General features: G+C 69.4%; 21 protein-coding genes. 9 read left to right on the top strand and 12 right to left on the bottom strand.

Features of this window, described 5'->3' with window-relative positions; genetic code table 11:
* Positions 1-172: 172 nt before the first annotated feature.
* The 4 genes from AB0O34_RS03505 to AB0O34_RS03490 all read right to left on the bottom strand — a co-directional run bounded on the left by AB0O34_RS03505 (position 173) and on the right by AB0O34_RS03490 (position 1,592).
* On the bottom strand, positions 173-520 hold the full coding sequence (locus AB0O34_RS03505) for a type II toxin-antitoxin system PemK/MazF family toxin (protein WP_363912146.1): 348 nt from the start codon (positions 518-520) through the stop codon (positions 173-175).
* Positions 507-737, bottom strand: a complete 231-nt coding sequence (locus AB0O34_RS03500) for a ribbon-helix-helix domain-containing protein (protein WP_363912144.1) — start codon at positions 735-737, stop codon at positions 507-509. The genes AB0O34_RS03505 and AB0O34_RS03500 overlap by 14 nt, the downstream gene beginning before the upstream one ends.
* A 22-nt stretch (positions 738-759) precedes the next feature.
* Entirely contained in the window at positions 760-978 is a 219-nt protein-coding gene (locus tag AB0O34_RS03495) for a DUF2000 family protein (protein WP_363912161.1), read from the bottom strand.
* Between the two features lie 203 nt (positions 979-1,181).
* Complete coding sequence (locus tag AB0O34_RS03490) at positions 1,182-1,592, bottom strand: DUF2000 domain-containing protein (RefSeq protein ID WP_363912142.1); 411 nt, start codon at positions 1,590-1,592, stop codon at positions 1,182-1,184.
* A gap of 110 nt (positions 1,593-1,702) precedes the next feature.
* Between AB0O34_RS03490 and AB0O34_RS03485 the strand changes: the two genes are divergently transcribed.
* Positions 1,703-2,434 (top strand): hypothetical protein, encoded by a 732-nt coding sequence (locus AB0O34_RS03485; protein ID WP_363912140.1) that lies wholly within the window; start codon positions 1,703-1,705, stop codon positions 2,432-2,434.
* A 200-nt stretch (positions 2,435-2,634) separates the two neighbouring features.
* The gene (locus AB0O34_RS03480) at positions 2,635-3,600 is read left to right on the top strand and encodes an AraC family transcriptional regulator (protein ID WP_363912138.1); all 966 of its coding nucleotides are present in this window, start codon (positions 2,635-2,637) and stop codon (positions 3,598-3,600) included.
* A gap of 23 nt (positions 3,601-3,623) precedes the next feature.
* Here AB0O34_RS03480 and AB0O34_RS03475 read toward each other — a convergent pair whose 3' ends face one another.
* Positions 3,624-4,430 (bottom strand): L,D-transpeptidase, encoded by an 807-nt coding sequence (locus AB0O34_RS03475; RefSeq protein WP_363912136.1) that lies wholly within the window; start codon positions 4,428-4,430, stop codon positions 3,624-3,626.
* A gap of 321 nt (positions 4,431-4,751) precedes the next feature.
* Complete coding sequence (locus AB0O34_RS03470) at positions 4,752-5,633, bottom strand: Ig-like domain-containing protein (protein ID WP_363912134.1); 882 nt, start codon at positions 5,631-5,633, stop codon at positions 4,752-4,754.
* 621 nt (positions 5,634-6,254) lie between these two features.
* Here AB0O34_RS03470 and AB0O34_RS03465 point away from each other — a divergent pair.
* Positions 6,255-7,226, top strand: a complete 972-nt coding sequence (locus AB0O34_RS03465) for a zinc-binding dehydrogenase (RefSeq protein ID WP_363912132.1) — start codon at positions 6,255-6,257, stop codon at positions 7,224-7,226.
* 154 nt (positions 7,227-7,380) lie between these two features.
* On the opposite strand, the gene AB0O34_RS03460 is transcribed toward AB0O34_RS03465, so the two are convergent.
* The 6 genes from AB0O34_RS03460 to AB0O34_RS03435 form a co-directional block, all read right to left on the bottom strand.
* Positions 7,381-8,136 (bottom strand): helix-turn-helix transcriptional regulator, encoded by a 756-nt coding sequence (locus AB0O34_RS03460; protein ID WP_363912130.1) that lies wholly within the window; start codon positions 8,134-8,136, stop codon positions 7,381-7,383.
* Positions 8,133-8,927, bottom strand: a complete 795-nt coding sequence (locus AB0O34_RS03455; protein ID WP_363912128.1) for a DUF4097 family beta strand repeat-containing protein — start codon at positions 8,925-8,927, stop codon at positions 8,133-8,135. Before AB0O34_RS03455 ends, AB0O34_RS03460 begins: the two co-directional genes overlap by 4 nt.
* Before the next feature lie 116 nt (positions 8,928-9,043).
* A complete protein-coding gene (locus tag AB0O34_RS03450) occupies positions 9,044-9,223 on the bottom strand; it encodes a DUF6104 family protein (protein ID WP_358549949.1) in 180 nt (59 codons plus the stop codon).
* Positions 9,224-9,315: 92 nt separating this feature from the next.
* A complete protein-coding gene (locus AB0O34_RS03445) occupies positions 9,316-13,023 on the bottom strand; it encodes a multifunctional oxoglutarate decarboxylase/oxoglutarate dehydrogenase thiamine pyrophosphate-binding subunit/dihydrolipoyllysine-residue succinyltransferase subunit (protein WP_363912126.1) in 3,708 nt (1,235 codons plus the stop codon).
* 185 nt (positions 13,024-13,208) lie between these two features.
* A complete protein-coding gene (locus AB0O34_RS03440) occupies positions 13,209-13,877 on the bottom strand; it encodes a phenylalanine--tRNA ligase beta subunit-related protein (RefSeq protein ID WP_363912124.1) in 669 nt (222 codons plus the stop codon).
* 86 nt (positions 13,878-13,963) lie between these two features.
* The gene (locus AB0O34_RS03435; RefSeq protein WP_363912122.1) at positions 13,964-16,591 is read right to left on the bottom strand and encodes a glycoside hydrolase family 9 protein; all 2,628 of its coding nucleotides are present in this window, start codon (positions 16,589-16,591) and stop codon (positions 13,964-13,966) included.
* 259 nt (positions 16,592-16,850) lie between these two features.
* Here AB0O34_RS03435 and AB0O34_RS03430 point away from each other — a divergent pair, with 259 nt between their 5' ends.
* From AB0O34_RS03430 to AB0O34_RS03405, 6 genes are all read left to right on the top strand, one after another.
* Complete coding sequence (locus tag AB0O34_RS03430) at positions 16,851-17,429, top strand: helix-turn-helix domain-containing protein (protein WP_363912120.1); 579 nt, start codon at positions 16,851-16,853, stop codon at positions 17,427-17,429.
* A complete protein-coding gene (locus AB0O34_RS03425; RefSeq protein WP_363912118.1) occupies positions 17,426-18,721 on the top strand; it encodes an MFS transporter in 1,296 nt (431 codons plus the stop codon). Before AB0O34_RS03430 ends, AB0O34_RS03425 begins: the two co-directional genes overlap by 4 nt.
* Positions 18,722-18,779: 58 nt before the next feature.
* Entirely contained in the window at positions 18,780-19,892 is a 1,113-nt protein-coding gene (locus AB0O34_RS03420; protein ID WP_363912116.1) for an MBL fold metallo-hydrolase, read from the top strand.
* Between the two features lie 229 nt (positions 19,893-20,121).
* Complete coding sequence (locus AB0O34_RS03415; RefSeq protein ID WP_363912114.1) at positions 20,122-20,637, top strand: NAD(P)H-dependent oxidoreductase; 516 nt, start codon at positions 20,122-20,124, stop codon at positions 20,635-20,637.
* The gene (locus tag AB0O34_RS03410; protein WP_363912112.1) at positions 20,634-21,140 is read left to right on the top strand and encodes a flavin reductase family protein; all 507 of its coding nucleotides are present in this window, start codon (positions 20,634-20,636) and stop codon (positions 21,138-21,140) included. Before AB0O34_RS03415 ends, AB0O34_RS03410 begins: the two co-directional genes overlap by 4 nt.
* Positions 21,141-21,269: 129 nt before the next feature.
* Positions 21,270-21,842, top strand: a complete 573-nt coding sequence (locus AB0O34_RS03405) for a DUF305 domain-containing protein (protein WP_363912110.1) — start codon at positions 21,270-21,272, stop codon at positions 21,840-21,842.
* Positions 21,843-21,878 lie beyond the last annotated feature (36 nt).

The raw sequence follows: 21,878 nt of genomic DNA, 5'->3' as shown, positions 1-21,878 counted from the left end.
ACTCCACGGACATCTCCTCGCATCCGGCCGTCTGATGGCGCCAAGTTCGTCGAAGAGGAGGGCGCCGCGGCGTGGTCTCCTCTCTTGGTTCTGGAGAAGAGACCTTCCAGGGCGAGCGCCTACGAACTTCTCGGCTTTCGACGGACGGCGGATCTGCGCACGGTGATCGACGTCAGAGGGCGAGATGGGTGCGTAGGGCGCTGTCCAGCTTGCTCAGGGTCGCGGGGTGCAGGCTCCCGATCCGGGTGCCCAGTCGGTCGACGGCGACCGCTCGGAGTTGTTCTGCCTGTGCCTTCGAGTCGACAGTGAGCCCGCATTCGTCGGCAGGTAGCAGGACCTGGAAGGAGAAGACGCGATCGACATTGGAGGTGATGGGAACGACCGTCACCACGCCCCGGCCACTGCGCGCGGCGGCACGGTTGGCCGCGTCATTGCTCACGATGACGCCCGGGCGGGTCTTGTTGGTTTCTGAGCCTCTCACCGGGTCCAGGGTGACCCAGTAGACGTCACCGCGCCGCATCGGCAACGCCGTCACCGGCTGTGGAGTCCCATAGCTCGGCATCCTCGCTCGCGTTCCATTCCGCGAAAGCGGCGGCATAGGTGTCTTCGAGGCCGGACGAACGGAGCCGCTCGATCGCGGAGTGGATCGCAGCGGACCGAGATGCGGCGTCGCCTCGCTCGACGGCCTCATCGAGGAAGGCCACATCCTCGCTGGGCAGGCTGACACTCAGTTTCATACTGCTGATGCTACCATTGGTACTACCCCGGGTTGGCTGATCGGGCTTCCGGGTAGTACCCATGGGGGCATCGTGCCGAGTAGATGAGCACCGGCTGGCGGAACATCGCGAGGTAGGCGTTGCCGGAACCGTCCGCGTACGGCTCGCCTATGACGTCTTCGGCCCCGCCGGCCACGGCGCTCGCCAGGAACGCGGTCACGTTGAGCTTCTGCCAGACGGCCAGATCCTCCCGGACCACGATGCCGATCTTCGTGTCGAACGCATTTGCCCGGTGGAACCTCGAACGCGGACTTCAGTCAATCGAAGGTGCTCGAGCCGGTGGCCGAGGCCCTGGCGGGCCAGGTGTTGTCGCTGGCCGAGCCGTTCAGGGTGGAGTTCGATCCTGGAGAGCTGGTCGGGCCTCGGTGTCCTCGGTAGGCGGTTCGGGAGCCGGTGGCTCGTTGGTCAGGGGTGCAAGGGTAGGCCCTTGAGGGTTTTGTCTATGGCGTTGCGGGGGCCGTAGACGGCGAGGCCGACGAGGTTGAGGGCGTCGGCGGGTACGGCCTGGACGGCGGCGCGGTTGTCCTCGTCGTGGCCGGTCTTGAACATCTCTTCGATGTAGACCGCTGTGGCGAGCCCGCGGCTGAGGGCGCGGGTGTGGACGCTGGTGAGTTCCTCGGCGTCGGCGGAGTAGATGAGCACCGGCTGCCGGAACATCGCGAGGTAGGCGTTGCCGGAACCGTCCGCGTACGGCTCGCCTATGACGTCATCGGCCCCGCCTGCCACGGCGCTCGCCAGGAACGCGGTCACGTTGAGCTTCTGCCAGATGGCCAGATCCTCCCGGACCACGATGCCGATCTTCGTGTCGAAACGCATGTTCGCAGCCTGGCACGGTGCGAGGTGTCCTGTCTTGTACGGCGGTGCGGCACCGGCTCGCTGGAACGCAGAGCGTCGGTCCTTGATCTGGGGGTACGGGCGCGGGAGGCTTGCCGTCGCTCAAACGTCATGCGTATCGGGGGACTCTCATGCGACGTATTTCCACTGGCCTCGGCTGCCTGGCCCTGGCCCTGTGTACGGCTACCGCCGTCGGCTCATCGGCTGCGAGCGCGAGCTCGATCAACGAACCGCCGCCTGTGGGTTCGAGCCAGGAGCCTCAGCACGCGAACACCACGGGAACGAGCCCGGAGCAGCAGGCGACCGGGACGAACCCGGCGCAGTCCGCAACCGCGCCCAAGGCAGAAACGAAGCCCGCGCCCGAGACGGAGGTCAAGACCGCGCCTGAGGCGGAGGTCAAGGCTGCGCCTGAGGCGGAGGTCAAGCCCGCGATCGTGCCCGCGGCGGAGGTGAAGCCCGCGCCGGACGTGGAGGTGAAGCAGGAGGTCGTGACCGCCACGAACGCGGCGCAGCCCGCGGTCGCGCCCGAAGCCGAGGTCAAGACCGCGCCCGAAGCGGAGGTGAAGCCCGCGCCTGAGGCGGAGGTGAAGGCCGCGCCCGAGGCGGAGGTGAAGGCTGCGCCTGAGGCGGAGGTCAAGCCCGCGCCTGAGGCGGAGGTCAAGCCCGCTGCAGAACCCGCAGCGGACGTGAAGCCGGCGGTCGCGACCGAGGAGGAGGGACAGCCCGCGGCCGTACCCACGGCGGAGGTGAAGCCCGCTGTCGTGATCGAGGAGAAGCCCGCGATCGCGGCGAACCCGGGGCAGACGGCGCCTGTGGTCGACTAGCAGGCCCGGATGCTCGCTCTGGCCAGCCACAACGGTGACAACAGTGATGGCAGAGCACGCCGGTCATCGGCGGGGGCGAATGTGAGATAGCCGAAAGGGGTCCGATCTTGAGATCGGGCCCCTTCGGCTGTGAGAGGGCCTTCGGGGAGTGGGGCCTTCGGGGGAGTGGGGCTTCCGGGGTGAAGGGGTGGAGGCGGTTGGTGCGGGGTGAGAATGGCGGGATGGGGGACTGGTCGCGGTACTGGCGTTCGCCTGACCGGCCGTTGGAGGCGATGCACGCGCATTTCGAGCGGCACGTCTATCACCGGCACAGCCACGAGACGTACTCCTTCGGCTTCACCGAGGAGGGGGCGCAGAGCTTCACCTGCCGGGGTTCGGCCCACACGAGCGCTGCGGGCATGGTGATGGTCTTCAACCCCGACGATCCCCATGACGGGCACGCGACCGACGAGCTGGGCTTCACGTACCGCATGGTGCACATCGGGCCTGACCTGGTGGCCGACGTGCTGGGGGAGGCGGCCGAGCGTGAGGTCGGACTGCCGCTGTTCACCGAGCCCGTGATGCCCGACCCTGGACTGGCCAGATCCCTGCGCGGCCTGCATGAGTCCCTGCTGGGAGGCGCGACCCCGCTGCGCCGTGACGAGTTGCTCGACACCGTGGTGGTGGAGATGGCCAGGCGTGCGAGCGTGCGGCTGCCGGATCTCGGCGCGTCATTTGGAACCGCCGGTGGACGCGGAGCCGATCCGAGCGCTCACTTGAGCCCGGGTGCAAGTGCCGGTCCGAGCGCAGGTCCGAGCGCCGGTCTGAGTGCCGGTTCGCGTGTCAGGGTGAGGGCCGGGGCGGGTGACGGGACGGCGCGGGTCGTTCGCGAGTTGTTGCATGGCGGGGCCGACCAGGAGATTTCCGCGAATGACCTGGCCACCGCCGCCGGGCGGAGCCGGTTCGCCGTGTACCGCTCGTTCCAGGCGGCGTACGGCATGGCGCCCAGTGACTACCAGAGGCAGCTCAGGTTGCGTACGGCCCGGCGGCTGCTCGTCGAGGGGCACTCGCTCGCGGAGATCGCCCTGATGACCGGCTTCACCGATCAGAGCCACCTCACCCGCTGGTTCACCCGCTGCTTCGGGGTGACCCCCGGCGCCTACCGCCGAGCCGTCGCGACCCGCTGAAGACGCCGGTCACAGCCTTGGGCCTATTGGTTGATGATGATCAGGGTGCCTAGGGGGACGTGGGAGACGGCGTCCAGGCCGTCCTTGGGCAGGCGGACACAGCCGTGCGAGACGGCTTGGCCGAAGGCGCTCTTGTCGGGCCAGCCGTGCAGGCCGACCGTGCCGGGGCCGCCGTCGTAGGTCTGCAGCTTCTCCGAGTGCATGCCCAGCGGGAGGATTACCGGGCTGTAGGTGACCTCGGGCGGGGAGAGCGATGCGAGCAGGAAGGTGCGGCCGAGCGGGGTGGGGGTCTCCTTGCTGCCGATCGCCACGGGCCAGGACCCGGTCTCCTGTCCGTCCTTCAGCAGGGTCAGCCGGCGCGAGGTCAGGTTGATGCGCACCTGGTAGGGGCTGTACGTCTGCTTGATCTGGCCGTCGCCGGTGTGGATCCAGCCGGTGGACCCGTTGGGCCTGCTCGGGAGGAGCACCCGCATCCACTCAGGCCGGGACTCGATCACCGGCAGCCATGTGGGGTTGTCCAGCTGGGACGCCGGCACCACCGCGATCGGCGGGCCACCCGGCTCGGCGTACACGACCTTGGACGCCTTCGGGTGCACGATGAGGCCGTCGCTCACGGCGAAGGGCTGCGGGTCGAGCTCCGCTTTGGCGACCTTCGTCCACGTGGTCGAGAGGGGGAGGGCGGCGAGCTGCTTGGGAGTCACCTTGACCGGGACCGCCGGTTTGGCCGGTGGCGCCGGTGGCCTGGCCAGTTCGCGGTCGACTTTCCTGTTGGTGAAGATCACGAGCATGACGAGGCCCGCGAGTGCCGCGGTGACCACCGCGACGATCATGATGGTTGTGCGCGTGGATCGATGGCGAACGTACATGGAACCCCCGGAAATACAGGCAATCGCTTTATCGCGGTTCGAGGGATGACGGTGAGGTTCGGCCAGTGGGAGGGAGAGGACGGCGCTCGGCGGGTTTGCTGTGAAGGCTTACGAGAAGAGGTCTGGGCCCGGTGGCCGGAGGCTGGTCACGGGAGGTCTGGACTCGGCGGCCGGCGCCGGGCACAAGCGGGTTCGAGGCGGGTTTCGGCGGGCGGCGGCGGAGACGAGCCTGAGGGCCCGCCCAAGCGGATCGGGCGGGCCCTCTGGGACGCCGGGCCGGGTGGATCAACCGGTCACGGCGAAATGCTGCACGACCGGCCTGTGCTTGTGGTGGTGGTGGTGTTGCTTCTTGTGGTGGGACGGCTTCTCGTAGTAGTGCTCCTCGTGCTCCGGGACCCAGCGGTGGTGCCTGTTGTCCCAGTACTCGCGGTGGCCGCCGCCCCTGTCGTAGTGGCCCTCGACGTGTCGTCGAATGCCCTTGTCGATCAGGGTCGTGAAGTCGTTCTCGTGCCTGTGCCAGTACCTGTGGCAGCGACGGCGAAGGTCTTCCCGCGTCCTGTCGCGTGAGCTGCTGCTGCCCCCGTCGTCGTCCCCTTCGTCATCGTTCCTGAAGTGGCGGCAGCGGTGCTCCATGTTGTTGTGGTGGGTTACGCCCGGGTCGTCATCGTCCGTCTCGTCATCGTCCCGGACGTCGTCCTTCTTCTTCTCCTCCTTCTTCTTCTTCTCGTCATCCTTCTTCTTCTCGTCCTCGACCTTCTCGATCAGCACCTGGGAAGTGCTGGGGTCGAAGGAGGCGTTGCCCTGGTAGAAGGCGGTGATGTTGTGCGAGCCCTCGTCCATGCTCGACGTGGAGTAGGTCGCCTGGGCGACTCCTTCGAGCTGGGCCGTGCCGATATTCTTCGAGCCCTCACGGAACACGACGGTGCCCGTGGGAAGGATGTTGGTACCGGTCGCCGTCACCGTGGCGGTGAACGTGACCGAGTGTCCCTTCTTGGCCGGATTCTGCGACGAGGTCAGTGTGATCGTGGTCGCTATGGCCCGTCGTACGGTGACGGCGAACCCTGGCTTCACGGGCGCGGCGGGAAGCAGGGATGCTGCCTTCGTGCCGAGGTCCCGCGGCGCCTGGTTCGCGCTCGCGCTACCTGGTGTCGCGACGAGTGCGCCCATCGCGAGAGCGCCCGTGAGAGCTGCCGTCAGCCATGAACGACCGACATTACGTTGTAGAGACCGAGGGTGACCGACGTCTATCATAAAGCGGTCCTTTTCTTTTTGCAGTTCAAAGTAAAGGAGCACCTCGATGCTGGCGCGCCTGCATATCCGACCCTACGCATGGTCGACCTCAATACCGTTGTCCGACATGCGGGAGATTCGCGCTACCAGGGAGTTAATTGCAAAGAATATAAGGTAACTACTCGGCCTTTTATCGTGATAAGTCGGGCGGTCGTCTCGGGGCCATGCGGGCTGGAAGCCCTGCCAGGACGGGGAAAGCGCGTCGGGTGAAAAGCCGGTGAGCGCACTTCAGTGATTCAGCTCGGACGCTCGTATTTATTTTGGTGTCGGCGTGTCGTCGGAGCGTTGTGTGATGGTTTGACTAAACTTGCGGCCTTGCTCCGGTAACCGCCGTAGGCGCGGTTCATCGCGCGCAACGAAGTCCAATGTTGCCAAGGCGTGCTATCCCCGAATTTGGAGTGGTTCGCCGGATTCATCCCCGGCGGCCCGTCGTGGATGGCGCGGCCTGGAGAGGGTGGGGTCGGCGGGCGGTCCGGGGCGCGGGGATAGGGTTCCGCCATGTTCGCCGTAACGTGCACACGTACCGACCCCGACAACCCTCTCGCCGGGCTCACGCTCGGTGAGCACCCCGAGCCGAAGCTCCTCGACGGGTGGACCACGGTGACCGTCAGGGCCACGGCCCTCAACCATCACGACCTCTGGACGCTCAAAGGAGTCGGCATCCGCCAGGACCGGCTGCCCATCGTCCTCGGCTGCGACGCAGCCGGAGTCGACGAGGACGGTAACGAGGTCGTCGTCCACTCGGTGATCGGCACTCCGGTCAACGGGGACGAGACCCTGGACCCCAAGCGCTCGCTGCTGTCCGAGACCTACGACGGCACGTTCGCCGAGAGGGTGGCGGTGCCGCGCGGCAACCTGGTGCCCAAGCCGGCCGCGCTGTCGTTCGAGGAGGCGGCATGCCTGCCCACGGCATGGCTGACCGCGTACCGGATGCTGTTCGAGAAGGCGGAGCTGGAGCCGGGGTCGACCGTGCTCGTCCAGGGGGCCGGCGGCGGCGTGGCCACCGCGCTCATCGCCCTCGGCCGGGCGGGCGGCTACCGCGTGTGGGCGACGAGCCGCTCGGAGGACAAGCGCGCCAAGGCGCTCGAACTCGGTGCCGACCAGGTGTTCTCACCCGGCTCCCGGCTTCCCGAGCGGGTGGACGCCGTGATGGAGACCGTCGGGCAGGCCACCTGGGATCACTCGCTCAAGTCCCTGCGTCCCGGTGGCCGGATCGTCGTCTCGGGCGCCACCAGCGGCGCGGTGCCGCCGGCCGACCTCAACCGGGTCTTCTTCCTCCAGCTCTCGGTGGTCGGCTCCACGATGGGTACGCGCGACCAGCTCCGCCGGCTGACCACGTTCCTGGAGCAGACCGGCGTACGTCCCGTCGTGGACCGGGTCGTGCCGCTGGACCACGCCGACGAGGGCTTCGCGGCGCTCCACCAGGGCGACGTCTTCGGGAAGATCGTCTTCACGGTGGCCGGGAAGTAACCGGCGAGAGGGGGGATGGGCGGCTACGGTCCGACGGCCGCCGCCGCGTCCCCCCGGCTTCCGGGATCGAGCCGCGGGACGCACCGCTGGGCCGGTGGGGAGTCGAGCTGCGGGGCGAGCCGGAGCAGGGGTGGCCGGAAGCCGTACAGGATCATCATCGGAGCGCGGAGCGGATCCGGGTCGCGGCCTCGTAGAGCGTGTCGTGAGCGGTCGCCAGAGCCTCCTCGGTCACCGAGGACGCCGCCGCCGCGCCACGGACCTCCTCGACGAACTCGGCCAGCATCTGCCCGAGCTCGGCGTCACGGTCGCGGGACCCGCGACCCTGCCAGGTGTCGCCCCACACGCCTCGGAGCCAGTCCTCCCTCCAGCGCTGGCCCTCTTCCTTCCACGCTTGCTTCTGGCGCTGGAACTCCTGCTTCTGCTCCTGCCACGCCTGCTTCTGCTCGCGCCAGGCCTGGCGGTAGTCGTCCTTGGCGGCGCGGAGGTCCTCCTTGGCCTGGCGCTGCTCCTCCTTGGAGCCGTGGCGCACGTCACGGGCCGCCTGGGTGAGCTCGTCGCGCAGCGACCGCACGGTGTCGCGCACGTCCTCCTTGACCTCGCGGGCGATGTCGCGGACCGACTGGGAGATCTCCTGCTCCAGCTCGGCCAGCTCGTCCATACGGGCCTCCAGCTCGGCCCGGCCCCTCTCGGTGATCGTGAAGATCTTCTTGCCCTCGACGACCTGGTGGGTGACCAGTCCCTCCTCCTCCAGGCGGGCCAGCCGGGGGTAGATCGTGCCGGGGGAGGGCGAGTACACGCCGAGGAAACGGTCCTGCAGAAGCCGGATCACCTCGTAGCCGTGTCGCGGGCTCTCTTCGAGCAGCTTCAGCAAGTACAGCCGGAGCCTTCCATGGGCGAAAACCGGGCTCACTGGTCTCTCCTCAGAAGCGTCACATCGGCCGACACGGTGGTGGCGGACAGGGAGGCCATCCCCCCGCCGATGCGGCCGGACACGGACTTGGCCCCCGGACGGCTGGAGTTCTCCAGGCCGGAGAAGGCGCTGTGCAGCCGGCCGGACGTCGAGCGCAGGTGCACGTCGGTGTCGACCGCGTGCGGCAGCCGTACGACGATGGCGCCGGACACGCTGTGCAGGGTGACGTGGCCGGTCGGCGGCAGCTCCAGGTCGGCGGTGATGCGGCCGGACACCGTGTTGGCGCGCAGGCGACGCGGGGTGCCGCCCGCGACGGTCAGCTCGCCGGCCACGCTGGTGAACGAGAGGTCGCCGGCGAGGCCCCTGCTCTCGACCGCGCCGGACACCGTCTCGGCCTCGATCTCGCCGCTCACCCCGTCGAGCACGATCTCGCCGGACACGCTCTTGACGTTGGTGTGCCTCTCGAAGCCGGCGACCACCGCCGAGGCGGAGATCACGCCCGCCTGGACCCGGCAGTCCTTCGGGACCGTGAGCGTCAGCGTGGTCTCACGGCGCCCCGGCCGCAGCCAGCCGAGGATGCCGTCCCAGGTCAGGTCCTTGTACGCGACCGTGAGGCGGCCGTTCTCATCGTGCTCCACCATGAGCGGGGGTGTCCCGATGTCGCTGACCTCCAGGCTCGGTGGCCCATCGCTCGCGAGCACGGCCAGGCGGCCGGCCACGATGCGCACGCTCAACGAGCTCACTGCGCCGAACGTCAGCTGTTCGGGCTTCTCGATGGTCCATTTGGGCATGGTCTCGCCCTTCGACGGCGTTATCGGCTACCTTGCATACAACACGATATATCTCGTCTTCCAGAAGTCAAGATGTATCGCGTTTCTGCGCCGACGGTACGAGGGTGTTCCGTGGATCAGTCGTCGTCCTGGTCGTCGAGCCGGGCGAGCCAGGTGGCGAGGCGCTCCACGGGCGTCTCGAACTCCGGGTTCAGGTCGACGAACTCGCGCAGGCGCTCGGCCAGCCACGTCATGGCGACCTCCTCCTCGCCCCGCCGCTCGACGAGCTCTTCGATTCCCTTGTCAGTGAAATACATCACATCTCCATGGCATAACAGGACATATGAGGAAGTCCCCCACAGAACCACCCTGTGGGGGACTTCCTTCCTACCGGTAACCCGCTTCTCGGCTAGCCGAGGCTGGCCGTGGTGATCTGCTCCAGCTCGGCGTCGTGGGCGGCGTGCGAGCCGACCGCGGGCGACGAGTTGGCCGGGCGCGACACCCGGCGCAGACCACGGCCCCCGAGCACCTCGGGGTCCTCGGTGAGCTTCAGGGTGAGATAGGGCCACGGGCCCATGTTGATCGGCTCGTCCTGTGCCCAGACCAGCTCGGTGTCGAGGCTGTAGCGGGAGAGCTCGGCCCGCAGCTCCTCGGCCGGGAACGGGTAGAGCCGCTCCAGCCGCACGATCGCCACGTCGGTGCGCTCCTGCTTGTCCCGGGCGGCCGCCAGGTCGTAGTAGACCCTGCCGGAGCAGAGCACCACGCGCCGGACGTCCGACGGGTTGACGGTCGAGTCGCCGATCACCGGGCGGAACGCGCCGGAGGTGAACTCGGCGGTCGCGGAGGCCGCCGCCCGGAGCCGCAGCAGCGACTTCGGCGTGAAGACGATCAGCGGCTTGTGACGGCCCGACAGCACCTGCCAGCGGAGCAGGTGGAAGTAGTTCGCCGGGGTGGTCGGCTGGGCCACGGTCATGTTGTCCAGCGCGCACATCTGCAGGAACCGCTCGATGCGCGCGGAGGAGTGGTCGGGACCCTGTCCTTCGTAGCCGTGTGGCAGCAGCAGGACCAGGGAAGAGCGCTGGCCCCACTTCTGCTCGCCCGCGGAGATGAACTCGTCGATGATCGACTGGGCGCCGTTGGCGAAGTCGCCGAACTGGGCCTCCCAGGCGACCAGGGCATCCGGGCGCACGACGCTGTAGCCGTACTCGAAGCCCATCGCCGCGAACTCCGACAGCAGGGAGTCGTAGACGTAGAACTTCGTGGTGCCCTCGTTGAACGACTTCAGCGGCGTGTGGTCCTCACCGGTGACCCGGTCGACCAGCACGGCGTGCCGCTGGCCGAAGGTGCCACGACGGGAGTCCTGCCCGACCAGGCGGACCGGGTGGCCGTCGATCAGCAGAGAGCCGAAGGCCAGGGTCTCGCCCATGGCCCAGTCGATGGAGTCCTCGGTGACCATCTGGCCCCGGCGCTGCAGCAGCGGGGACAGACGCGGGTGGACCGTGAAGCCGTCGGGGAGGTTCAGCTGGGTCTCGACGACCCGCTTCACCGTCTCCTCGCTGATGGCGGACGCGGTGTCGTTGTGCGACCACGGCACCACCTCGCCAGGGGCGGGCTTGACGACCGCACCGGGCTCCAGAGGCTTCTTGCCGGCCTCGCGGGTCTCGGTGAAGGCCCGCTCGAGCTGCTCCTGGTAGTCGCGCAGCGCCTGCTCGGCCTCGTCGACCGTGATGTCGCCACGGCCGATCAGCGCCTCGGTGTACAGCTTGCGGATGGACCGCTTGGCGTCGATCAGGTCGTACATCAGCGGCTGGGTGAAGCTCGGGTTGTCGGTCTCGTTGTGACCGCGGCGGCGGTAGCAGACGAGGTCGATCACGACGTCCTTGCGGAACGTCTGGCGGTACTCGTAGGCGAGCCTGCCCACCCGGACGACGGCCTCGGGGTCGTCGCCGTTGACGTGGAAGATCGGCGCCTGGATCATGCGGGCCACGTCGGTCGCGTACACGCTCGATCGCGACGAGGCCGGTGAGGTGGTGAAGCCGACCTGGTTGTTGACCACGACGTGCACCGTGCCACCGGTGCGGTAGCCGCGAAGCTGCGAGAGGTGCAGCGTCTCTGCCACCACGCCCTGGCCGGCGAAGGCCGCGTCACCGTGCACCAGCACGGGAAGGACGGTGAAGCCCTCCTCGCCGCGCTCCAGCAGGTCCTGCTTGGCGCGCACGACGCCTTCGAGGACGGGGTCGACGGCCTCCAGGTGCGAAGGGTTGGCCACGACCGAGGTCGCGATCGTGTTGCCGCCGGGGGCGGTGAAGTCGCCGCCGGCGCCGAGGTGGTACTTCACGTCGCCGGAGCCGTGGGCGCTGCGCGGGTCGAGGTTGCCCTCGAACTCGCCGAACACCTGGGCGTACGACTTGCCGACGATGTTCGCGAGGACGTTCAGGCGGCCCCGGTGGGCCATGCCGATCACGACCTCGTCGAGCTGCTCGTCGGCCGCCGCGCTGATCACCGAGTCGAGCAGCGGGATCAGCGACTCGCCGCCCTCCAGCGAGAAGCGCTTCTGCCCGACGTACTTGGTCTGCAGGAACGTCTCGAACGCCTCGGAGGTGTTGAGGCGGCGCAGGATGTGAAGCTGCTCCTCCCGGCTCGGCCGGGCGTGCGGCTTCTCGACCCGCGACTGGATCCAGGCCCGCTCCTCGGGGTTCTGGATGTGCATGTACTCGATGCCGACCGTGCGGCAGTAGGAGTCGCGCAGCACGCCCAGGATGTCGCGGAGCTTCATCAGCGGCTTGCCGCCGAAGCCGCCCGTGGCGAACTCGCGCTCGAGGTCCCACAAGGTGAGGCCGTGGGACTTGATGTCGAGGTCGGGGTGCTTGCGCTGGTTGTACTCCAGCGGGTCGGTGTCGGCCATGAGGTGGCCGCGCACGCGGTAGGCGTGGACCAGCTCGATGACGCGGGCAGACTTGGCCACGTCGTCGTCGTGGGTGGCCGAGATGTCCTTGACCCAGCGGACCGGCTCGTAGGGGATGCGCAGCGCCTGGAAGATCTCGTCGTAGAAACCCTCCTCGCCCAGCAGGAGCTGGTGGATGCGGCGGAGGAAGTCGCCGGACTGGGCGCCCTGGATGATGCGGTGGTCATAGGTGCTCGTGAGCGTCATGACCTTGCTCACCGCGAGCCGGTTGAGCGTCTCGGTGGAGGCGCCCTGATACTCGGCGGGGTACTCCATCGCGCCGACGCCGATGATCGTGCCCTGCCCCTGCATGAGGCGGGGGACCGAGTGCACGGTGCCGATCGTGCCGGGGTTGGTGAGGCTGATGGTGGTGCCGGCGAAGTCGTCGACACCTAGCTTGCCGCCGCGGGCCTTGCGGACGATGTCCTCATAGGCCGTCCAGAACTGGCGGAAGTCCATCGACTCGGCGCCCTTGATCGACGGCACGAGGAGCTGGCGGGTGCCGTCGCTCTTCTGCACGTCGATCGCGAGGCCCAGTCCGACGTGCTCGGGCTTGATCAGTGTCGGCTTGCCGTCGACCTCGGCGTAGGAGTAGTTCATGTCCGGCATCGAGGCGAGCGCCTTGACGATCGCATACCCGATGAGGTGGGTGAACGACACCTTGCCGCCGCGCCCGCGCGACAGATGGTTGTTGATCACGATGCGGTTGTCGATCAGCAGCTTCGCCGGGACCACGCGCACGCTGGTGGCCGTGGGGACCGCCAGGCTGAGATCCATGTTGGCCGCCGTGCGCGCGGCGGCGCCGCGCAGGCGTACCTCCTCGGCGCCCGACGGGGTCGCCGCGGCGGGCTTGGCCTTCTCGGCCTGCGAGCTCGGTGCCGGAGTCGTCGCCTTGGGTGCGGCCTTGGGTGCGGCCTTCACCGGTGCGGCCTGCTTGGGGGTCGGTGCGGTGGTGACCCCTGGAGCGGCGGCGTCGGCCGTCGCGCCGTTGGACCCAACCGGCGCCGACGCCCGGCTCGTACCGGATTCGGGGTTGTAGTCAGCGAAGAAGTTCCACCAGGCGCGGTCGACAGACTCCGGGTCCTGGAGATACTTCTGGTACAGCTCGTCGACAAGCCACTCGTTCTGTCCAAAGTTGGTGAGTGGGTTTGTCCGCGACGACTCAGACGACACGGCGGAAATCGCCCTCTTCCGCAGATCGGCGTTGTTGATTAGAGAACCTGTCCAAGGCTACTCGCCCAAATAAGTGGCGTGTGCGGTCTCGGCCGGGCTCACCGCCCGATCATCCCAGGACCGTTCAAACTGGTCACGCCCGGGTAGCCCGTCCGGGGGGTGAGGGCATGCTTACCTGCGGCCTCCTACGTGGCCGGACCCACCACCCGCGCCTCGACGCGGACGGCGGGGCTGATCTCCCGGAGCAGCCCGGACAGCTCGTCTCCGGCCGCTGAGAGCTCCTCCAGCGACATCGGCGCGAGCCGTTCGAGCAGGAAGAGCGCGTCCACGGTGTCCTCGGTGATGCGGGTGCGGACGCACTGGCGCCAGTTCCACCTGCGGCAGGTGACCCCCCGGTCGTCCCGCCAGACCACCTCGCCGATCTCCGGGTGGTCGATGATCGTCTCGCCCTTCTCGACCGCGTCGAACGGCTCGTCGCCGCTCGCGCGCACGAGCCTGGCCGTGCCCTCGTAGTGCGCGAGGTCCTCGCCGCCGATGGGCAGCGCGTGGCGGATGCTGACCGCGTTGTACGCGTCCACGACGAGGTTGATCTCGGGAGGGGGCATCCGGCGCACCAGGGCGTCCACCGACGGGCGGGTGCGCTGCGGCTTGGCGCCGAACGCGCGGTAGGCGTCCTGCCAGGCGACGATCTTCTCGTCGTCTGGCCGGACGGCCTTCGCCGCCGCCTCGGCCAGCCAGCCTCGGGAGTGGTCGTCGGAGGGCCCGTTGCGCAGCCCGTACGCGCCGATGACCAGCACCCTGAAGTCCGGCCGCAGGTCGGTGACAGCCTTGTCTATCCAGATGCCTTCGATCATGGCGCATACCCTAACCGGGGCTCTGGGCCCCAAGAGCACGGCGCGGGCCGGCCACCCCCCGGGGGCCGGCCCGTGTCACGCGGTGCTCAGGCGCAGGCGGCGCCGTTGAGGGTGAACAGCTCGGGCGCCGGGTTGGCGCCGGGAGCGCTCTTGCCGTTGAAGCCGAACGTCACCGACTGCCCCGGCTTGATCTTGGCGTTCCAGCCGAGGTCCTTCGCGGTCACCGTCGCGCCGCTCTGGGCGAGGTCGGCGCTCCAGAAGCCGTCGGTCTTCTGGCCGCTGAGGAAGGCCCACTTCAGCGTCCATCCGTCGATCACCGCTGAACCGGTGTTCTTCACCGTGACCTGGGTGGTGAACCCGGCGGGCCACTCCCCGTGGATCGTGTACGTCACGTGGCACTTCCCGGGCGCCTTCACGGTGCCGTCGCCCTGGCCGGCGACGAACGCCGAGATCCACGACAGCGGCGAGTTCCAGTTGATCGTCAGCTCGTTGGTCGCCCAGGAGTTGATGTCGTCGATGTAGCAGAACTGCGGCTTGCAGCCCTTGAGCTTCTCGGCCGCCAGCGGGTCCTGGATGCCGGAGTTCGCGCCGCCCGCGAGGGTGCCCTTGGGCGGGTTCGGCAGGGTGGCGTCGAGCTGGTGGGAGTACCACCGGGTGTGCTGGTTGTGCGAGGCCACCTCGCCGTAGCCGGTGACGTACGACTGGTTCAGGGCGTTGCGGCCGAAGATGTAGTCGATGCCCTGGAGCACCCCGTCGCGGTACTTCTGGGTGCCGGTGATGTCGTACGCCGCGGCCATCACGATCATGCTGTTCAGGATCTGGCTGTTGGAGCCCCAGTCGTAGCTCGTCGCGTCGTACGGCAGGCCGTACGGGTGCGCGGTGAGCGCCGCCACGTACTTGTCGGCCCCCTGGGCCACGGACTGCCGCACCTGGTCGCGGCCGGGCAGGCCGTTGGGCACGGTGGCGAGGTCGAGCCGGCCGAGCGGGGCGACGTTGCCCCAGTCGAAGCCCTTCGGGCCCCAGACGTCGGCGGTGTGCAGCGGCGAGGCCAGCACGTAGTCCTTGAACTCCTTCTCGCCGGTGGTGATGTAGAGCTCGGCGGCGGCCCAGTAGAACTCGTCGCTGACGTTGGCGTCGTCGTAGGTCCCGCCGCCGGTGCCGTCCGAGGGGGAGGCGAGCCTGGCCGGGTTCGCCTTGGCGGCGGCCCAGGCCTTGCGGGCGGCGGTCAGGTTCCTGGCCGCGAACGCCGCGTCGTACGGCGCGTACAGCCGGGCCGCCTGGGCGGCGGTGGCGGCGAGGTTGAGGGTCGCCGCCGTGGACACCGGGTGCAGCTCGCGCTTCTGGGCGTCCAGGTGGGGGAGCAGCGGCAGGCCGGTCCAGTTCTGGTCGTGGATCTTGTGGTGGGCCATGCCCGCGAACGGCTTGCCGTCGGGGACCTGCATCTTGAGCAGGAACTCCTGCTCCCAGCGGGCCTCGTCGAGGATGTCGGGGACGCCGTTGCCGCTCTCGGGAATGGTGAGCGTGCCATCCGTCAGCGACCTCGCCGTCGCGGCGTTCTTGGTGCGCTCGAACTCGCCCATGAGCTGGGCGACCGAGATGCCGCCGTTCACGACGTACTTCCCGTGGTCGCCCGCGTCGTACCAGCCGCCGGAGACGTCGAGGGAGTAGTCGCAGACGCCCGGCTGGCAGGGCACGTTCGTGTCGCCCTGGTTCGGGGCGACCCCGGCGTGGCCGGCGGGCCTGGCGTATCCCGGCCGCAGTCCGTCGAGGATCGCGATGCCGCTCCGCTGCGGGTAGTAGAACTTCAGCGCGTCCGTGCCGAGCTGCTCATAGGCGGTCCCGCCGATGTCGAACGGCCGGCTGGTCTCGCCGTCCGCCGAGAGCGTGTAGCCGGTGCCCGCCTTGGTGTAGGACCCGAAGTCGATCGAGTGGACGTTCTGCCCCGAGCTGGCGTCCACGCCGCGCGGCGCGGTGTTCCCGGAGGCGACCACGTGGCCGCCGCCGTTCTTGAGCTGCCAGGGCAGGGTGGTCGTGGCGTCGGTCACCACGGTCGCGTTCTTCGGGCCCTTGGGCAGGTAGGCGACCTGGTTCACGCGGACCCTCGGGCCGGTGTCGGGCTTGTAGACCTCGGGCTCGGCCCCGCCCTTGAGGGACACGTCGTCCACGCAGAACCGCCACGGCGTGGCGCTGCCGCCGATCTGGAACACCACCTGGGCGTTCGGCAGGTCCACCGGCGAGGTGAACGTGTAGGAGTAGGTGGCGCCGTCCGGGCCGAGCTCGGGGTTGGCCACCAGGTACGCCGTGTACGGGTCGGTGGGGAGCTGGATCAGCGCCCGGCCGACCTTCGACGGGTCGGCCGAGCCGTGGACGCTGAACGCGTAGGTCTCGTCCTTGACCAGGGGGATGTTGTCCTGGCCGATGATGGCGTCCCACGGGTTGACGGTGCCGCCGGGGACGTCGGCGCAGAGCCGCCCGCCGCTGGTGTCGAAGGTCAGGTTGGCGGTGTGCCACCAAGGGGCGCTGCCGCTGTCGAAGGTCCCGTTGACGATCTGCTCGGGGCCCTCCACGAGCGCGCTCGAGGCCGGCGTGGATGTGGAAGCCGTACCGGACGCGCGTGCGGCCGGGGCGGACAGAGTGGACGTAGCGGACACAGCCAGCGTGGCCGCCGCGGTGACGGCGAGCGAGGCCGCCCACCGCCTGGATGGTCTGATCACGCGATTTCCCCAGGAAGTCATGGATTGGAGCGCTGCATGGGAGCGCTCCCAGACAACGGTCCCCGCATGGTTCCAACGGGTCCGGTGGCCGTCAATGGATGATCGCGCCCTGCTTGCTCGGCCGCGCCGTCCCGGTACGGCTTGCGCCCGTCGCGGTGCTGCGGGGGGTTCCGGGGGCCGCTCCGGCGGTGAAAGTTTCATCGCGGAGGATCGCAAATGACTCTTTGCAAACCTAGCTTTGCAAAGTTAGCTTTGCCATATGAGCGAATCGACGGACACCTACCGGGTGAGCGATCCCCAGGCGCTGAAGGCCGTGTCGCACCCGCTGCGGGTGCGGCTGCTCGGCGCCCTCCGCCTCGACGGGCCGGCGACGGCCACCGAGCTGGCCGCCAGGTTCGGGGAGAGCTCCGGCTCCACGAGCTACCACCTGCGGCAGCTCGCCAGGTACGGCTTCGTCGAGGAGGACCCCGAGCGGCGCGACGCGCGGGAGCGCCGGTGGCGGTCCGTCCACGGCTACACGTCGTGGAGCGAGCTGGAGCTGGGCGAAAGCCCGGAGGGCCGGGAGGCGGCAGATTTCATGCGCAACCGGCAGATCGAGGTCCTGGTCCACGACCGCGAGCGGTTCGAGAGCGAGCGGGAGTCCTGGGGGCCGGCCTGGGTGGACGCGGCGGGCATGGCCGACGACATGGCCCGGCTCACCCCCGCGTCGGTCAAACTCCTCTACGAGCGCTTCTCCGCCTTGATCCACGAGATGGAGGCGTCCGACGCGGGCAGCCCCGACGCGCAGAGGGTCTCGGTGCACCTGGCCGCCTTCCCGAGCCGGGGGTACGGCCGATGAGCACCCCGGGCGACGTCACCGTCCATGTGCCGGGCGGGGGCGGCTTCAAAGCCCTCTCCCCCCGGGCCGCGCTGCGGCGCTACGCCCTCATCAGCTTCCTGACGTGGCTGCCTCCGGGCCTGACGATGGCATCAATGATCTTGCTGATGACCTCGCGCGGCCTGGACCTCGCGGCGGTGGGGATGGTGCTGTCCGTCCAGGCGATCGTCGTCGTGGTCCTGGAGCTCCCCACCGGCGGCCTCGCCGACGTCCTCGGGCGGCGGGTCCTGCTCGCCGTGTCCGCCCTCTTCAGCGTCGCCGGGCTGGCGCTGCTGGCCGTGGCGACCTCTGTCTGGCCGTTCGTGGTCGCCTCGGTGCTCAAGGGGGTCGCCCGTGCGCTGTCCAGCGGGCCCGCCCAGGCCTGGTACGTCGACACGCTGCACGCCGCGCGGGGACGGGAGGCCGATCTCAAGCCCGGCCTTGCCAGGGGAGAGGCCATGGGGTCGGTGTCGCTCTGCGTGGGCACGCTCACCGGCGGCTTCATGCCGCTCGTGCTGCCCGGGGGCCTGGCCACACCGATGATCGCCGCGGCGGTCGCGGCGGCCGTGCTCTTCGCCGTCGTCCTCGTCGCCATGCCCGAGCCGCCCCACCCGCGTCCCACGATCGGGTCGGTCATGCGTGACGTGCCGGTCACCATCGGGGCCGGGCTGCGGCTGGGGCTCCGGGACCGGGCGCTCAGCCGGCTGCTCGTGGTGTCGTTCGCGATCGGAGCGGGGCTCTACTCGATCGAGGTGCTGACACCGGGGAGGCTCGCCTCGCTGACCGGGGAGGCGGAGTCCGCCAGTTCGGTGTACGCCCTCGTCGCCTCGGCCGGGTTCGCCGCCAGCGCTTTCGGGTCCTGGTCGGCCCCGTGGGCGGCGCGGCTGCTCAAAGGATCGGTCCCTGCGGCGGTGGCGGGCACGGTGGTCGGAGCCGCCGCGCTGGGGACCCTGGCGGCCACGACCGTGCTGACCGGTGTCAGCGGTGTCGCCGCCGCAGGAGCCGCCTACGTGGTGATGTTCGCCGCCATGGGGGTCGCCGCGCTGCTGCGCGCGGAGATGATGCACGGGAGGGTCGGTTCCTCGCAGCGTGCCACGCTGATGTCCGTCGACTCGCTGCAGTTGCAGTTCGGCGGGATGGTCTCCTCGCTGGGCCTCGGGCTGCTGGCGTCCCGGGCAGGTACGGCCCCCGCCTGGTGGGCCGCCGCCGCCGCAGTGCTCGTGTCCGCCCTGCTGTACGTGCGGCTGCCGGCCGCTGGGACACCCCCCGAGTAGAACATGATTCGGTGACCGGGGCACAATCGTGGCGTCGGAGGCCGAAGGGAGTGCGGGGATGAGCGATCAGGGGGCGGGACCGGCCATGAGCGAGGCGACGAAGGCGGTCGAGCCCGGCAGGAGGGTCACGCCGGCCAGCGAGGAGCAGCGGGACGCCTGGCTGGGCGGCGCCATGCCGAAGGTCGAGCAGGTGCGCCCGGGGCTGTGGTCGATCCCGGTGCCCATCCCGATCAACCCGCTGAGGTACGTCCTGGTGTACGCCCTGGAGCTGCCCGGCGGCGTGGCGATCATCGACGCGGGCTGGAACACCGAGGAGGCCTACACCGCCCTGGTGGACGGGCTCGCCGTGGCCGGGTACGCGATGACCGACGTCCGCGCGGTTCTGGTCACCCACATCCACCCCGACCACTACGGCCTCGCGGGCCGGGTCCGCGAGGCGTCGGGCGCGTGGATCGGCCTGCATCCGGCGGACGCGGCGCTGGTGCACGACCGCTACGACGAGTCGGCGATCGACTCGCTGGTCGCCCGGGAGCGGGCGCTGCTCGCCCGCTCCGGCGTGCCGCCGCTCACGCTCGACGAGCTGAGCGGGGCGTCGAAGATGATCCGGCAGTTCGTGACGATGGCCGCGCCCGACCGGCTGATCGAGGACGGCGCCACCCTCGACCTGCCCGGCTGGGACCTGCGGGCCATCTGGACCCCGGGCCACTCGCCCGGGCACCTGTGCTTCGTCTCACCCTCGCGGCGGGTGCTGTTCTCCGGGGACCACGTGCTGGCGAGGATCACCCCGATCGTGGCGGTCCACCCGCAGTCGGCGCCCGACCCGCTCGCCGACTACCTCGACGCCCTGGCGGCCGTCAGGGACTTCGAGGTCGACGAGGTGCTGCCCGCCCACGAGTACCGCTTCCTGGAGCTGGCCGACCGGGTCGACTACGTCATGGCCCACCACGCGAAGCGGCTGGCGGAGATCGAGTCGGCGGTGTCGTCGGCCGACGGGGCCGACTGCTGGCACATCACTACCCGGCTGACCTGGTCGCGGCCCTGGGACACCATCCCGGCCTTCATGCGGAGGGCCGCCACCAACGAGACCCTCGCCCACCTGGTCTACCTGGAGGCGCGGGGGCGGCTCCGTCGCGTGGCGGGCGAGCCCGACCTCTGGTATCCGGACATTTAGTATTTCAGGCAAAACCAGTAGGGAATATTGACATTACGGTTTGGTCTACGTAGGTTTTCGAGCATGAGCCAGATCCCCCTGACCAGGCGCGCGCACGTGGACTTCGGCCACGTCACCAGTGCCCAGTGTCGCCGCACGAGCTGACAACGGCAATCTCTGAGCACTCCTCGCATCGGCTCGACGCGGTCGGTGCCGTCGCGGGAACCGGGAGAAGAGTGGTGAGCGACAGATGAGTTTCGTCACGTTGGTGGGCAATCCGCGGGAAGGGTCACGTACACGGACGGCGGCGGAGCACGCGGCCCGGCTGGTGGCAGAGCGGCTCGAACATCCAGGAAAGCGCGACGTGGTGGACCTGGCCGCGCTGGCCCCGGTCCTGCTGGCGCCGAAGCCTCCGGCCGAGGTCCAGGAGGCGCTCCAGCTGGTCGCCGGCGCGAAGGTCCTGCTGGTGGCCAGTCCCACGTACAAGGGCACCTACACCGGCCTGCTCAAGGTCTTCCTCGACCGGCTGCCGTCCCAGGCGCTGGCGGGGACGGTCGCGCTGCCCGTGCTGGTGATGGGCGACGCGCGGCACGCGCTCGCGGTCGAGACCCATCTGCGGCCCCTCCTGGTGGAGCTGGGCGCGAACGTACCGACCCCTGGCCTGGCGTTGCTCGAATCCGAGATCGCCGCTCCCGAGGAGGTGCTGGGCCGGTGGGCGGACCGGGTGGTGCCCCAGATCGTGCTGAGGGAAGGGGCGACGGTATGACCGAGACACTTTCCGAACGGGCCGTGGACAACGAGGGCTTCCGCCGGGCGCTGGCCGTGCACGCGGCCGGGGTCGTCGTTGTGACGGCGCAGACCGAGGGGGTGCCGGTCGGCCTGACCGCGACCTCTTTCTCCTCTGTCAGCCTCAACCCGCCGCTGGTCTCGTTCTACGTCGACCAGTCGTCCACTACCTGGCCGTGGCTGCGGCAGGCCGAGACCTTCGCCGTCAACGTCCTCGCCAGCGACCAGGCCGAGCTCGCGTCCAGGTTCGCGCGCAAGGGGGTCGACCGGTTCGCCGAGCCGACCAGATGGGGGCCGGGCCCCGGAGGCGTGCCGCTGCTGAGCGGGGTGTCGGCCCATCTGGTCTGCACGCCGCACACGACCGTCGAGATCGGCGACCACATCCTGGTGGTCGGCCTGGTGACCGGCACCGGCATAGGCACGGCGGGCCGTCCCCTCCTCTACCACCAGGGCCGGTTCGGCCGCTTCACCCCGCACTCCTGAACCCTGCCACGCGGCCCTTCTGAACGCCTCAGGCGAAACGCGCGTATCTCGGCACGAACGGAGCACGGGTCTCCTCCGCGCTCCGGCCGATCCCGCGCCGGACGCCGTCGCAGGGGGAAGGGGAAGCCGATGCGCAGGAACCTCGGCGTCGCGGCCATGGGCCTCGTCGCGGCGCTGGCGATGCCGGGGGTCACCGGCTGCGCCTCGGTGCCCGGACGCGCCGTCTCCGTGGCCGCCACCTACGACATCCCGTACAACCTGACGGACGTGCTCTTCTCGCGGGAGATGATCCTGCACTACCGGCAGTCGATCACCCTGGCGCGGCTCGTCCCGGAGCGTAGCCAGGACGCGTACGTGAAGGGCCTGGCGCAAAGGATCATCGACGACGAGACCGCCCAGATCGACGTGATGGCCCGTTCCCTCAAGGCGTGGGAGTTCACGGTGCCGGACGCGGACAACCCTCCCCAGCACCAGATGCCGGGGATGCTGTCCCCGGCACAGCTCCTGCTCCTCAAGGGCAAGTCGGGGCCGGACTTCGACCGGCTCTGGCTGACGACGCTCGCCCGGCACGCCGACTACGGCGTCCAGCTCGCCGAGAAGGCGCGCGACGAGGGCAAGGACCGCGCGACCGTGGAGCTCGCACGCCAGGTCGCCGTCACACAGAAGGCCCAGGTCGCCGACATCGTCGCCCACCTTTCCTGACCGCCGCGCGTGCGGGCGCGCGTCGCGGCGTACGCG

Origin of the sequence: Sphaerisporangium sp. NPDC088356 (genome assembly GCF_040685555.1) — a bacterium.
GTDB lineage: Bacteria > Actinomycetota > Actinomycetes > Streptosporangiales > Streptosporangiaceae > Sphaerisporangium.
This window is presented reverse-complemented; position numbering and strand designations above follow the sequence as displayed.

Excerpts from the sequence above, each read along its gene's own strand:
- AB0O34_RS03465 (WP_363912132.1), top strand. The coding sequence starts at position 6,255 with ATGTTCGCCGTAACGTGCACACGTACCGACCCCGACAACCCTCTCGCC.
- AB0O34_RS03440 (WP_363912124.1), bottom strand. The coding sequence starts at position 13,877 with ATGATCGAAGGCATCTGGATAGACAAGGCTGTCACCGACCTGCGGCCG.
- AB0O34_RS03490 (WP_363912142.1), bottom strand. The coding sequence starts at position 1,592 with ATGCGTTTCGACACGAAGATCGGCATCGTGGTCCGGGAGGATCTGGCC.
- AB0O34_RS03455 (WP_363912128.1), bottom strand. The coding sequence starts at position 8,927 with ATGCCCAAATGGACCATCGAGAAGCCCGAACAGCTGACGTTCGGCGCA.
- AB0O34_RS03500 (WP_363912144.1), bottom strand. The coding sequence starts at position 737 with ATGAAACTGAGTGTCAGCCTGCCCAGCGAGGATGTGGCCTTCCTCGAT.
- AB0O34_RS03430 (WP_363912120.1), top strand. The coding sequence starts at position 16,851 with ATGAGCGAATCGACGGACACCTACCGGGTGAGCGATCCCCAGGCGCTG.
- AB0O34_RS03425 (WP_363912118.1), top strand. The coding sequence starts at position 17,426 with ATGAGCACCCCGGGCGACGTCACCGTCCATGTGCCGGGCGGGGGCGGC.
- AB0O34_RS03405 (WP_363912110.1), top strand. The coding sequence starts at position 21,270 with ATGCGCAGGAACCTCGGCGTCGCGGCCATGGGCCTCGTCGCGGCGCTG.
- AB0O34_RS03420 (WP_363912116.1), top strand. The coding sequence starts at position 18,780 with ATGAGCGATCAGGGGGCGGGACCGGCCATGAGCGAGGCGACGAAGGCG.
- AB0O34_RS03410 (WP_363912112.1), top strand. The coding sequence starts at position 20,634 with ATGACCGAGACACTTTCCGAACGGGCCGTGGACAACGAGGGCTTCCGC.
- AB0O34_RS03475 (WP_363912136.1), bottom strand. The coding sequence starts at position 4,430 with ATGATCGTCGCGGTGGTCACCGCGGCACTCGCGGGCCTCGTCATGCTC.
- AB0O34_RS03415 (WP_363912114.1), top strand. The coding sequence starts at position 20,122 with ATGAGTTTCGTCACGTTGGTGGGCAATCCGCGGGAAGGGTCACGTACA.
- AB0O34_RS03470 (WP_363912134.1), bottom strand. The coding sequence starts at position 5,633 with ATGGGCGCACTCGTCGCGACACCAGGTAGCGCGAGCGCGAACCAGGCG.
- AB0O34_RS03505 (WP_363912146.1), bottom strand. The coding sequence starts at position 520 with ATGCGGCGCGGTGACGTCTACTGGGTCACCCTGGACCCGGTGAGAGGC.
- AB0O34_RS03450 (WP_358549949.1), bottom strand. The coding sequence starts at position 9,223 with ATGTATTTCACTGACAAGGGAATCGAAGAGCTCGTCGAGCGGCGGGGC.